At 68.0% G+C, this 11,836-nt stretch carries 15 protein-coding genes; 4 read left to right on the top strand and 11 right to left on the bottom strand.

All coding sequences use genetic code 11. From position 1 onward, the window contains the following. Window positions 1–69 precede the first annotated feature (69 nt). Entirely contained in the window at window positions 70–954 is an 885-nt protein-coding gene (locus EV646_RS24210) for an aldose 1-epimerase family protein (protein ID WP_132152283.1), read from the top strand. Here EV646_RS24210 and EV646_RS24205 read toward each other — a convergent pair. The 4 genes from EV646_RS24205 to EV646_RS24190 are packed head-to-tail and all read right to left on the bottom strand — an operon-like array spanning window position 932 to window position 3,264. After that, entirely contained in the window at window positions 932–1,381 is a 450-nt protein-coding gene (locus EV646_RS24205) for a PH domain-containing protein (RefSeq protein WP_132152281.1), read from the bottom strand. The genes EV646_RS24210 and EV646_RS24205 overlap by 23 nt on opposite strands. Before the next feature lies 1 nt (window position 1,382). Then, a complete protein-coding gene (gene hisG / locus EV646_RS24200) occupies window positions 1,383–2,231 on the bottom strand; it encodes an ATP phosphoribosyltransferase (RefSeq protein WP_132152279.1) in 849 nt (282 codons plus the stop codon). A gap of 49 nt (window positions 2,232–2,280) precedes the next feature. Continuing rightward, window positions 2,281–2,544, bottom strand: coding sequence for a phosphoribosyl-ATP diphosphatase (locus EV646_RS24195; protein ID WP_132152277.1), 264 nt, complete (start codon window positions 2,542–2,544; stop codon window positions 2,281–2,283). Window positions 2,545–2,556: 12 nt separating this feature from the next. Next, window positions 2,557–3,264 carry an MBL fold metallo-hydrolase gene (locus EV646_RS24190; protein WP_241996289.1) on the bottom strand — a complete coding sequence of 236 codons (708 nt, stop codon included), beginning with the start codon at window positions 3,262–3,264 and terminating at the stop codon, window positions 2,557–2,559. A 19-nt stretch (window positions 3,265–3,283) separates the two neighbouring features. Here EV646_RS24190 and EV646_RS24185 point away from each other — a divergent pair, with 19 nt between their 5' ends. After that, complete coding sequence (locus EV646_RS24185) at window positions 3,284–4,327, top strand: P1 family peptidase (RefSeq protein WP_132152273.1); 1,044 nt, start codon at window positions 3,284–3,286, stop codon at window positions 4,325–4,327. A gap of 258 nt (window positions 4,328–4,585) precedes the next feature. Here the strand turns inward: EV646_RS24185 and EV646_RS24180 are convergent, their stop codons facing one another. Then, window positions 4,586–5,080 (bottom strand): anthrone oxygenase family protein, encoded by a 495-nt coding sequence (locus tag EV646_RS24180; RefSeq protein WP_132152271.1) that lies wholly within the window; start codon window positions 5,078–5,080, stop codon window positions 4,586–4,588. Next, a complete protein-coding gene (locus EV646_RS24175; protein ID WP_132152269.1) occupies window positions 5,080–5,718 on the bottom strand; it encodes an NAD(P)-dependent oxidoreductase in 639 nt (212 codons plus the stop codon). The genes EV646_RS24180 and EV646_RS24175 overlap by 1 nt, the downstream gene beginning before the upstream one ends. 67 nt (window positions 5,719–5,785) lie before the next feature. On the opposite strand from EV646_RS24175, the gene EV646_RS24170 reads away from it, so the two are divergent. Then, a complete protein-coding gene (locus EV646_RS24170) occupies window positions 5,786–6,271 on the top strand; it encodes a MarR family transcriptional regulator (protein WP_132152268.1) in 486 nt (161 codons plus the stop codon). Here EV646_RS24170 and EV646_RS24165 read toward each other — a convergent pair. After that, window positions 6,259–7,227 (bottom strand): helix-turn-helix transcriptional regulator, encoded by a 969-nt coding sequence (locus EV646_RS24165; RefSeq protein ID WP_132152266.1) that lies wholly within the window; start codon window positions 7,225–7,227, stop codon window positions 6,259–6,261. The genes EV646_RS24170 and EV646_RS24165 overlap by 13 nt on opposite strands. Before the next feature lie 62 nt (window positions 7,228–7,289). Between EV646_RS24165 and EV646_RS39470 the strand changes: the two genes are divergently transcribed. Further along, on the top strand, window positions 7,290–8,252 hold the full coding sequence (locus EV646_RS39470) for a hypothetical protein (RefSeq protein ID WP_199237150.1): 963 nt from the start codon (window positions 7,290–7,292) through the stop codon (window positions 8,250–8,252). Here EV646_RS39470 and EV646_RS24155 read toward each other — a convergent pair. The 4 genes from EV646_RS24155 to EV646_RS24140 all read right to left on the bottom strand — a co-directional run bounded on the left by EV646_RS24155 (window position 8,249) and on the right by EV646_RS24140 (window position 11,835). Then, window positions 8,249–9,421 carry an MFS transporter gene (locus EV646_RS24155; protein WP_241996288.1) on the bottom strand — a complete coding sequence of 391 codons (1,173 nt, stop codon included), beginning with the start codon at window positions 9,419–9,421 and terminating at the stop codon, window positions 8,249–8,251. The two genes, EV646_RS39470 and EV646_RS24155, sit on opposite strands and share 4 nt — an antisense overlap. Continuing rightward, window positions 9,418–10,047: a class I SAM-dependent methyltransferase gene (locus EV646_RS24150; RefSeq protein ID WP_132152264.1), complete on the bottom strand. Its 630-nt coding sequence runs from the start codon at window positions 10,045–10,047 to the stop codon at window positions 9,418–9,420. The genes EV646_RS24155 and EV646_RS24150 overlap by 4 nt, the downstream gene beginning before the upstream one ends. Before the next feature lie 79 nt (window positions 10,048–10,126). Beyond that, window positions 10,127–10,597, bottom strand: a complete 471-nt coding sequence (ribH, locus tag EV646_RS24145; protein ID WP_132152262.1) for a 6,7-dimethyl-8-ribityllumazine synthase — start codon at window positions 10,595–10,597, stop codon at window positions 10,127–10,129. Next, entirely contained in the window at window positions 10,597–11,835 is a 1,239-nt protein-coding gene (locus tag EV646_RS24140) for a bifunctional 3,4-dihydroxy-2-butanone-4-phosphate synthase/GTP cyclohydrolase II (protein WP_132152260.1), read from the bottom strand. The genes ribH and EV646_RS24140 overlap by 1 nt, the downstream gene beginning before the upstream one ends. Window position 11,836 lies beyond the last annotated feature (1 nt).

Below are 11,836 nucleotides of genomic sequence, written 5' to 3'. Positions count from 1 at the left end.
TACAGCATCACCACGAACGGCGTCGGCGCCGATGGACACAGTCGGCCAGGAATTTGTGAGGATGGGGTCATGATTCTGCCTTCCGGGGAGCAGTGGGTGGTTCGGGCCGGTGGATACACCGGGACGGTGGTGAGTGTCGGCGGCGGGCTGCGTGGGCTCACGTACGACGGGCGTGAGGTGCTGCTCGGGTACGGCGAAGATGAGATGGCACACGCCGGGATCGGGCAGCACCTGTTCCCCTGGCCGAACCGGATCACCGACGGCAAGTACACGTTCGAGGGCGTCGACTACGAGCTCTACCTGACCGAGCCGGCCCGCCGGAACGCCATTCACGGCCTGACGCGCTGGGCGAACTGGGAACGCCTCGACGACGGGTCGAACGAGGCGGTGGTCGAGGTCGGGCATCGGCTGCACGGCCAGCCGGGGTACCCGCATCAGCTCGAGCTGAAGATCCGATACGAGCTGGCCGACGGGCTCGCGGTGACTGCCAGCGCGACCAACGTCGGCGCGTCGGATGCGCCGTACGGGTATGGAGCGCATCCCTATCTAAGCGTGGGGCGCTCAATCGACGAGTGCGTGCTGGAGTTCAGCGCGGCCGAGTGGCTGGAGGTGTCGCCGGAGCGGATGACGCCGATCGGGCTGTCGCCGGTCGCCGGTTCGCCGTACGACTTCCACAGCCCACGGGCGATCGGGGATCTCGACATCGACAACTCGTTCACCGGGCTGGGCGGCGGCGAGTGGTCCGTGACGCTGACCGACCCGGACTCCGGCGCGAGGTCTGTCCTCACCAGTGACACCGCATGGATGCAGCTCTACACCGGCGGCGCGATCGGCCGTACGGCGCTCGCCGTCGAGCCGATGACGTGTCCGCCGAACGCCTTCATCACCGGGCAGAACCTGGTCGTCCTGAAGCCCGGCGACTCACACACGACTACGTTCCGGGTGTCTGCCTAGGCCCGGCCCCATGCTCGCGGGCGACCGCCGCCAGCTCCTTCGCCGCACGTGACGCCCGGGCGCCCTCGGCGGTCTGGACCGCGAGGATGCCCAGGCGGTTGCCGTCGGCATCGAACAGCTGGAGCCACGCGTCCCCCGGCCGGAACCGCAACGCCGACACCTCGGTCCACGGAAGTGTGTAGGACTTGAACACGTTGCGGACCCGGAGCCGATCGTCGTACGCCGTCACCCGCAGTGTCGCCAGCCGGTACAGGATCCATAGCACCGCGCCGAAGAAGGCGAGCAACGTCAGCCGCTGGAACCAGCTGAACGTCTCCCGCGCGTCATCCGGCAACCGGAACCAGATCACTCCGAAGATCGCCACCAGCGACAGTCCCATTCCGCCCGCCATGACGGCGACAATCCGCGGGTGGAAGGACCAGAGCATGTCAGATCCGGCAGGCGTGGATATCCGTGGTGAGGATGGCACGAGCACCGACCTCCCAGAGCTGATCCATGATGCGCTGCGCGTCGGCCTTGAGCACCATCACCCGGACGGCGACCCAGCCTTCCCGGTGCAGCGGCGACACGGTCGGCGACTCGAGGCCGGGCGCCAAGGCAGTGGCCGCGTCGACGGCTTCGGCGCGGATGTCGTAGTCCATCATCACGTAGTTCCGCGCGATCAGGACGCCCTCGAGCCGTCGTACCAGCTGCTGCAGCCCGTTCGGCGGCATCTCCACGCCGTGCCGCTTGATCAGCACCGCCTCGGACTTCAGGATCGCGTCGCCGAACACCTCCAGCCCGGCCTGGCGCAGCGTCGTACCGGTCTCGACGACGTCCGCGATCACGTCCGCGACGCCCAGCTGAACGGCCGACTCGACCGCTCCGTCCAGGCGGACGACCGAGGCCTCGACCCCGTTCTCGGCCAGGTGGTCCTGGAGGACTCCGGCGTACGACGTGGCGATCCGCTTGCCGGCCAGGTCCTTGACCGAGTCGGCGACCCCGGGCGGGCCGGCGAACCGGAAGGTGGACCCGCCGAAGCCGAGCTCCATGATCACCTCGGCGTCGGCGTGCGAGTCGAGCACCAGGTCACGGCCGGAGATGCCGACGTCGAGGGTGCCCTCACCGACGTACACGGCGATGTCGCGCGGGCGGAGGTAGTAGAACTCGACCTCGTTCGCGGCGTCGGTGAGCGCGAGGTCCTTGGTGGTCCGGCGCTGTTTGTAGCCGGCTTCGATCAAAATCTCGGTGGCGGCCTCGCTCAGCGAGCCCTTGTTGGGTACTGCGACGCGCAGCATGACACTGCCCTTTCCTGAAGAGGTGAATACCGGAATCTGTGGGTGGCTCCTACAGATGTCGGTAGACGTCGTCGAGGTCCAGGCCGAGCGCGTGCATCATCACCTGCGCGTGGTAGAGCAGCTGGGACAGCTCCTCCGCGGCCCGCTCCTTGCTCTCGTACTCGGCGGCCATCCAGGACTCGGCGGCCTCCTCGACCAGCTTCTTGCCGATCGCGTGCACGCCGGCATCCAGCGCGGCCACGGTCCCGGATCCCTCCGGCCGCGTCAGCGCCTTCTCGCCCAGCTCGGCAAACAGTTCCTCAAAGCTCTTCATCGCCCGCCCAGCCTAGATGGCCACGCCGGCCTCTCCACCCCCAGGTCCGGTTCCCGGACGGCGCGGAGCTGAGTGAGCATCGACGTACCAGGTGTGACGCTCGCCGAAGAGACGCTTGATCAGACCGTGGTCGACGGTGTCGTCCGGGCCGCGGAGGTGGAACGGCGGCGGGTAGAAACAGTCGCCCAGGAGGATGACGCCGGAGTCGATCGCGACGAGGGAGTCAGGCGCGTGCTTGCCGCCGACATGACGCAGTACGACGCCTGTCGGGAGCGTGAGGGTGTCGTCGAAGGTCTGATCCGGGAGGACGATGCGGAAGTCCGTCCAGTCCGGTACGGCGAGGGCCCGGGCGCGGAAGCTGGGTCCGAGCTTCGGGTTCTCCTCGACCTGGTCGCGGAGGTAGCGGTGGCTCCAGGGGCGCTCGGCCTCTTTGGCCAGGATGTCGACGGCGGCTTCATGAGCGACCACGGTCACGTCAGGCCAGGCGCAGGCTCCCCAGATGTGGTCCCAGTGGTGATGCGTGTAGACCAGCCACTTCGGCGCCGGCAGCCCAGCCTCTGCGATCGCCGCTTGGATGGCCCCCGCATGCTCGGGGCTGTTGCCGGCGTCGATCAGCACGCTGCCCCGCTCGTCCGCGATCACCGCGACCGACGGCCGGATCGCGTCCGGGTCGGGGTCGTGGGGATAGATCCAGACCCGCCCGCTCACCTGCTGCAGCATTTGCCCGACGATAGCTGGCATGCAGATACCCCGGAGAGTCCGTGAACTCGGTGTGACCGTCGGCACGCTTCCGACCGGTCCGTTGAATGCGATCACCGACGTACCAGGGGTTCGTGTCGGGCAGACCACGATCTCCACCGGTGAGCTTCAGACCGGCGTCACCGCGATCGTGCCGGACGGGTTTGCGGGCGGGCTTCCGGCTGCGATTGCTGTCGGCAACGGTTACGGGAAGCTCGTCGGCTCCACCCAGGTGGACGAGCTGGGCGTGATCGAGACTCCGATCCTGCTCACCGGCACGCTCAGCGTCTTCCGGGTCGCGGACGCGCTGTTGACCTGGCTGCTCGACCGGGACCCTTTGGCGACCAGCCTCAATCCGGTCGTCGGCGAGACGAACGACGGCCATCTCTCCGACATCCGCCGCCGCCCGATCACCCCCGACGATGTCCACGCCGCGCTCGACTCCGCTTCCACCGACCTCCCGGCCGAGGGTTGCGTCGGAGCCGGCACCGGCACCGCCGCCCTGGGCTTCAAAGCCGGCATCGGTACGTCGTCTCGCGCGGTCAGCTCAGGCACGATCGGCGTCCTCGTCCAAACCAACTTCTCCGGCACGCTCACCGTCCTCGGCACCCCGATCCCGGCCGCTGGCGACGCTGACCCCGGCGTCCGGGAGATGAGCGATCGCCGGGACGCGAGCCGCGGCGACGATCCTGGCCCGGACGACGGCAACTCCTGCATGATCGTGGTCGCCACCGACCTCCCGCTCGACGCCCGCCAAGTCGGCCGCGTCGCCCGGCGCGCGATCTTCGCGATGGGCCGCGTCGGCTCCGACTACGCCCCCGGCAGCGGCGACTACGCCATCGCCTTCACCACCAACCGCACCCCAGGCTTCTCCGACCGGGACCTCCGCGCCCCATTCCAGGCCACCACGGAGTCGGTCGAGGAAGCGCTGCTCAACTCCCTCACCATGGCCACCACCACAACCGGCTTCCAAGGCCACACCGCCCACGCCGTCTCCCACGACCTCGTCCGCAGCCGCCTCGCCTCCGCGGGCACCCTCAGCTGACCCGAACCCGCGACGCATTTCATGGGTTAACCCCTTGCGTTGTGGGTTCTCCCCCGGCATGCGAGCGGGCAACCCACAACGTCAAGGGTTAACCCATGAAATGGCAGCAGCCCACCGCCCGGCCCGCTCACCATTCCCCTGCGTTCCCCATCCCCCCGGGGCCCGACCCGCCCGCGCCCCGACCTTCCCCGGCCTTTTCGGAACATAAGGTCGCGCCCAGCGACCAAAAGTTTCCGGAAACCGCGGTGGCTTGAGCGGCTAGCGACCGGCGTTGATGGCCTCGGGGGTTGGACGGGGTACTGGGGTCGGGCGGCTCAGCGTGGCTGTGATCAGGGAGGCGAAGGCCAGGATTGCTGCGACCGTGCGGACCAAGTGGGCGACCTGCCAGCGGTCGCGCAGGCTTGCCCAGTCGGCCGGTGGGTTTTGCACGGACCAGTCGCCTTGGTCGGCGTTGATCGGGAGGTTGATCGCGAGCGTGGTGGCGAACACCACCAGCAACAACGCGGCCGCCATCAGCACCAACCGGCGATTGTTGCCTCTGGCCCGGATCGCGAGGACCACGGTGGTGATGATTGCCGGGATCAACGTGACCGATGCGAGGGTGTCGAGCGAGTCGAGCTCGACCTGACGGACCTGGGTGTAGACGGCGGCGTCGTACTCGCGGAGTGAGCTCTCCAGCACGAGTACGCCGAGCAGGAAGCCGGCGAAGAGTCCGCTGAACAACAGACTTGCCGTGCGCAACAACTTGTCCATCAGTACGCCACCCCGACCGGCTGGTTGACCATCGCCGGGTTGCCGACGGCCGCGAGCATCAGATGTGCGACATCGGCCCGCGAGATGCTGTAGCCGCGGGAGACAGTGCCGCCGATGACGGTGCGGTAGGTCCCGGTCAAGCTCTTGCTGGTGAGCTTCGGCGGGCGGACGATCGTCCAGTCCGTGGCGCTGCTGAGGATGTCCGCCTCCATCACCCGCAGGTCGGCGTACACGTCGGCCGCGAAGGCGTTGATCATCGGCAGGATCACGCGCCGGTTGAGGAAGCTCTCGTCCGGCGGGACCGGCCCGAGTGGCGCCGCACTCACCGCGACAAAGCGCCGTACGCCGGCCTGGGACATCGCGGCGAGGATCGAACGGGTACTGCCAGACGCGACCGGCCCGTCCTTGCGGCCCCGCGGCCCGACCCCGGAGATGACGGCGTCACTCCCGTCGACCGCGTCGAACAGCGGCCCGGCGTCGGTCAGCCCCGCCACCCGCACCACCTCGAGCGATGGATCCACGAGGTCGTACGACGACGACGCGCGTACGACCGCCGAGACCTTGTGCCCTGCCTCCAGCGCCTGCCGCACTACCTGACCGCCGATCCCGCCGGTCGCTCCGAAAACCGTGATCTTCATCCGAACTCCCTGTACCGTGCTCGTCGTAAGGATCTCTGTAACTCATATAGTACGGAACTCATAAGATATGGAACAGACACAACCCGGTGACGCGCGTCACCGCCGGCGGACCGGCAACGAGATCAAGGCCGCGCTGCGCGACCTGCGGATCCAGCTCGCCCTGCTCAACCACCAGGTCGGCGGCAAGCTGGCGCTGAAGGACGTCGATCTGGACTGCCTCGACGTTCTGTCACGGAACGGACCGCTCACCCCGAGCGCGCTCGCCCGGCAAGCAGGCCTGCACCCGGCCACGCTCACCGGCATCCTGGATCGGCTCGAGCGGGCCGGCTGGATCGTCCGGGACCGGGCGCGCGGGGACCGCCGGAGCGTCACCATCCGCGTGCTTCCCGACCGGGGCATGGAGGTCTTCCGGCTCTACCAGCCGATGATCGGCGCGATGGACGACGTACTGACCGACTACACCGACGCCGAGCTGGACCTGATCGCCGGCTTCCTCCAGCGCTGCACCGAAGCCGGCCGCACCGCCAACGGGAAGCTGACTCAGGACTCGTAGATGCCGGCCAGAGTGCGGCCGAGTTTGGCCAGCTCGGCCCGCAGTTCCGGTGGCTCGAGCACCTCCAGCGCGTCGCCAAACCGGCAGAAGGCGGCGGCCGCATTGCCCACCGACTCGATCGGCACCGTGACCGTCACGCTTCCGTCCTCCGCCGGCTCCGCCGCCGCAACCGCCTTCACCAGCAGCGGAAACGACACGTCATGCATCCGCGCGACGAGCGGCCCCGACACCCGTACGACGGCCTCCGCGGTGAACCGGGCCTGGTCGAACTGATCCAGGTGCTCCTGCCAGAACCCCGCGAGATCGAAGCCGTCCGCCCGCTCGAACTCCTCATCGGTCGGTGTGAGCGCGAGGATGCTGGAGACCCGGTACGTGCGCATCCCGCCGGCAGTGGCGGCAACGACGTACCAGCTGCCGTTCTTCAACACGAGCCCGTACGGTTCGAGCACGCGCTCGACCTCGCGCGGAGCCTCCCAGCGGCGGTAGAGGACCTTGATCCGGCGATCGTGCAGTACGGCGTCCGCGACCGGCGCGAGGTAGGGCGAGTTCTCGGCGTCCTGGTACCAAGCCGGCAGGTCGAGGTGGAAGCGGTTCTTCAGTCGCCCGGCGCGATCACGCTGGTCCGGCGCCAGCGCAGCCAACAGCTTAAGCTCGGCCGCACTCGTCTGCTCCGTCAGCCCGAGTGCGGCCGCCGCTCCGGGCATGCCGACCAGGAAGAGCGCTGCCGCTTCCTGCTCGTTCAATCCGGTGAGGCGGGTGCGGTAGCCCTCCACCAGCCGATAGCCGCCGGCTCGGCCTTGGTCGGCGTACACCGGAACGCCGGCCGCCGCGAGTGCTTCGACGTCGCGATAGATGGTCCGGAGTGAGACCTCCAGCTCGTCCGCGAGCTCGCGCGCGGTCAACCGCCTGCGGGTCTGCAGCAACAGCAGGATCGACAGCAGCCGGCTCGAACGCATATCCCTCAGGCTAGTCCTTAACGCTGCCAGGTGCTGTCAGGTATAGAGGCGAGGCTGGCGGCATGACCACATGGACCAAGGTGACTGGCGACTTCGACTTCCTGAACGGGGACTTCGACGTCCGGCACCGGACTTTGACGAAGGTGTTCCAGGGCTCCGACGAGTGGCTCGAGTACGACGGGACGACGACGGCCCGGACGTACTTCGACGGAGCCATCAGCATCGACGAGATGCGGTTTCCGACCAAGTCGTCGTACGGGCTCTCGGTGCGGCTGTTCGACCCGGTCTCACAGGAGTGGAGCATTTGGTGGGTCGACAGCCGGACGATGCGGCTGTATCCGCCAGTGCGCGGCCGCTGGTCGGACGACGGCTCCAACTGCTGGCTGGTCGGCGAGGACGAGGTCGACGGGCAGCCGATCCTGGCGAGCTACTCATGGTCGGACATCACCGAGTCGTCGGCGCACTGGGAGCAGAGCTACTCGAACGACGGGGGTGAGACCTGGGAAACCAACTGGATCATGGAGTTCACTCGCCGGGAGACACCGCCACCTGCTTTGGATGTGCCGAAGGTGACCGGCGACTTCGACTTCCTCGTCGGGCGTTGGGACATGGCGAATCGCCGCCGCAAGCCCGCGCTGGGGGAGCCTGCTGAGTGGTACGACTTCCAGTCCGAGATGGAAGTAACGACGTACTTCGACGGCGCCATCTCCTTCGACGAAGGCTGGTTCCCAACCGAAGGCTTCCGCGGCGCGACCCTGCGCATCTACAACCCTTCGTCGAAGACCTGGGCGATCCACTGGATCAACAGCCTCCGCGGCCAACTCGAAACCCCCGTCGTCGGCTCCTTCCGCGAAGACGGCACCGGCATCTTCGACGCCCCCGACACCTGGGAAGGCCAACCCATCGACGTCCGCTTCACCTGGACCCCCGGCACCGACAAAGCCTCCTGGGAACAATCCTTCTCAACCGACGGCGGCAAAACCTGGCTCCCCAACTGGCAAATGCAGCACACCCGGATCGGCTAGGAGACCACCTCGTCGTACTGGCGAGTCTTGGCGACGATGAGGTGGAGGCCCAGGGTCAGGGCCAGGACGACGGCGGCGACGGCAAGCAGGTCGTACGGCGATGAGGCGGCGGCCAGCGTCACGCCGCCGAGACCACCTCCGAGGGCGGCGCCGAGCGAGATGGCGCTGCCGTTGAGGGCCATCACGATGGCGGCGGAGTCCGGGGCGAAGGCGGCGAGGCGGGCCTGCTGAGGGACGGCCGCGCCGCCGTTGCCGATTCCGGCGGCGAAGAACCACACCAGGCCCGCGACCGCGAGGACGCCCAGCGGAGCGAACCTGAACGCCAGGGCTCCCAGCACTGCGTTGGTGAAAAGCCCGATCAGTACGACGGTCAGCACCCGAAGCGGCGTGAATCGGTCCGCGAGCCGGCCGGTGACCGCGTTGCCGAGCATGCTGGCGAGGCCATAGCCGAACATGATCAGGATCATCATCCATTCGGCCGGGAACGCCCGGTGCAGGATGAGCGACGCATACGTGAAGCAGGTGTAGCTGCTGCAGAGGATGCCGGTCGTGACGAGGAGACCGGCCAGCAGGCGTGGCTGCCCGAGGGGTCGCAAGCGCTCGGCCAGTGTTGCGGACGGCAGATGCAAGCGCGGGAGCTTGAGCAGGATGCCGACCAGCGCGACGCTGCCGACGACTGCGACCAGAATCATCGGGAACCGCCAGTTCGACTGCCCGATCACCAAGCCGACCGGTACGCCGAGCGCGGTCGCGGCCATCCAGCCACCGAGTACGAACGACAGCCCCTTGCCGTGATCCTTGGCCGGCGTCAGCGCGATCACGTACGCGCTCACGGCGGCATTGAGCAGGCATCCGCCGAGCGCCGCGACGATCCGGCCGCCGAGCGCGATCGGGTAGTTCGGCGCCGCGGCGACGATGAGGTTGCCGAGCACGAAGACGGCCAGAGCGATCGCGATGGTCCTGCGCCGCTCCCAGCGGCTCGTCACGGTGCTGAGCAGCGGGGCGGCGAGTGCGGAGGTCAGCGCGAACGCCGACATCAACTGTCCGGCGACCGCTGGTACGACGTTCAGGTCGTCGGCGATGGCGGGGAGCAGACCGGCCAGCACATATCCGTCGATCCCGGTCGAGAACGCCGCGACGGCAAGCCAGATCAGCGGGCGGTAGTTCACCGCTGGCTCGCGAAGGTGAACATGGATTGGCCTGGGGTGAGAGGTTGGGGCGGATCTGTGAAGCGGTGCGCGCCGACACCGAAGCCGGCGTCGGGCGGTGAGAGGTAGAGCCGTTCGAAGCCGCGCTCCTCGAACCAGTCGCAGATCGTCGGCACCAGGTCCGGTTCGCCGCGGTGCCGGGTCCAGATCGTCGTACCGCCGCTCTTGCTCAGTGCGCGGCAGGTGTCGATGGTCCGTTCGATGTCTTCGTCGGAGATGTTGCCGAACACTCCACACACCAGTACGACGTCGGCCGGCACCATCCCCGCGTAGTTGTCGGTCAGGGCCGCATCCCCTTCGACCACCTCGACCTGCGTCAGACCTGTTGACCGGGCCGTCTCCTCGGCTATCGCCGTACTGCGCGGATCCAGCTCGACGAGCCGCGCCCGTACGTCATCCCGCCGCGGATGTTTCGGCAGCACCTCCAGCAGGTCGCGCCCCTCACCAGCACACATGCTCACGACCTGCAACGGCCCAGGCGGACACCCATCCAGCGCCGACCGAACCTGCCCCTGGACGACTTCCAGCCGCCGCGCCAGCGAAGACCCAGGTACGTCATAGTCCCCGTGCCACTCGTGCCAATCCATACCGACAGAGATTACGTAACGACCAAGCAAAAAGGCACCTGAATCACAACATTCGATGCGATTCAGGCGTGGGGAGGATCTACAGGTTGCGGATGGCTACCAGGGTGGAGAGGGCTGCTTGGGTTGCTTCGTAGCCCTTGTCTTCGCGGCTGTCGGGGAGGCCGGCTCGGTCCAGTGCCTGTGGGTCGTTGTCGCACGTGAGTACGCCGAAGCCGATCGGGATCCCGGTGGTCACGCCGACCTGCATCAGACCTTCGGTCGCCGCCTGGCAGACGTACTCGAAGTGCGGGGTGTCGCCCCGGATCACCACGCCCAGCGCGACCACCGCGTCGTACCCGTTCTTTGCCGCGTGCAACGACGCGACCGGGAGTTCGAAGGAGCCCGGCACCCGGATCACCGTGTAGTCGGTGACGCCGGCCTCGTCCAGGGCCCGGATGGCGCCGGCGACCAGGGCGTCGGTGACCTTCGGGTGCCATTGGGCCGCGACGATCGCGACGCGGGCCCCTTCGACGCGGGGGGTTTCGATCGTGGGTGCTCCGCTGCCCGACATCAGCCGGCTCCGTTCTCTTCAGCGAGTGCTCCACCGGGCAGGTGATGACCCATCCGGTCGCGCTTCGTGCGCAGGTACCGAAGATTGTGCTCGGTCGGGTCGATGGAGATGCTCCGACGCTCCACCACCTCGATGCCGTACCCCTGCACGCCGGACAGCTTGTCCGGGTTGTTGGTCAGCAACCGCACCTCCTTGACGCCCAGATCAGCCAGGATCTGCGCGCCGGTGCCGTAGTCACGAGCATCGGCCGGCAGCCCGAGGTCCAGGTTCGCGTCGACCGTGTCGCGCCCGGCGTCCTGCAGTTCATAGGCCTGCAGCTTGTGCAGCAGCCCGATCCCCCGGCCCTCATGACCGCGCAAATACACGACCACACCACCCTCGGCCGCGACCTGACGCAACGCCTCGTCGAGCTGCGGGCCACAGTCGCACCGCAACGACCCGAACGCATCGCCCGTCAGACACTCCGAGTGCAGCCGTACGAGCGTCGGCCCACTACCGATCTCGCCGCGAACCAGCGCGAGCTGCTCCGACCCGTCGACGACATTTCGGTAGCCGTGGGCAACGAAATCGCCGTACTGGGTCGGCAGCGTGGTCGTCGCGACCCGCTTGATCTGCGACTCGGTCCGGCGCCGGTACCTGATCAGATCGTCGATCGACACCAGCACCAGCCCGTGCTCGTCGGCGAACTCGCGCAGTTCCGGACCGCGCTTCATCGTGCCGTCGTCGTTCACCAGCTCGGAGATCACCGCGGCCGGCGTCAGACCGGCCAGGCGAGCGAGATCGATCGACGCCTCGGTATGTCCGGGCCGCACCAGTACGCCGCCCTCACGCCCCCGCAGCGGGAACACATGCCCCGGCTGCACCAAGTCGTACGGCTCAGAGGCCGAGTCCGCGAGTACTCGAATCGTCCGGGCCCGATCCGCCGCCGAAATGCCGGTGGCGATGCCGTCGCGGGCGTCGACCGAGATCGTGTACGCCGTCCGCATCCGCTCGCGGTTGTGCGGCGTCATCAGCGGAATGCCGAGCCGGTCCAGCTCAGCACCCTCCATCGGGACACAGACGACACCCGAGCTGTACCGGATCAGGAACGCCAGCAGCTCCGGCGTCGCCTTCGACGCGGCGAAGATCAGGTCGCCCTCGTTCTCGCGGTCCTCGTCGTCCACCACGATCACCGGCCGCCCGGCCCGGATCTCGTCGATCGCATGCTCGATCGTGTCGAGCTTCAGCACGTCACCCATG

The sequence above is a fragment of the Kribbella antiqua genome (genome assembly GCF_004345665.1).
Taxonomy (GTDB): domain Bacteria; phylum Actinomycetota; class Actinomycetes; order Propionibacteriales; family Kribbellaceae; genus Kribbella; species Kribbella antiqua.
Note: the sequence above shows the minus strand (reverse complement) of the source record. Positions and strands in the feature narration are given on the sequence as shown.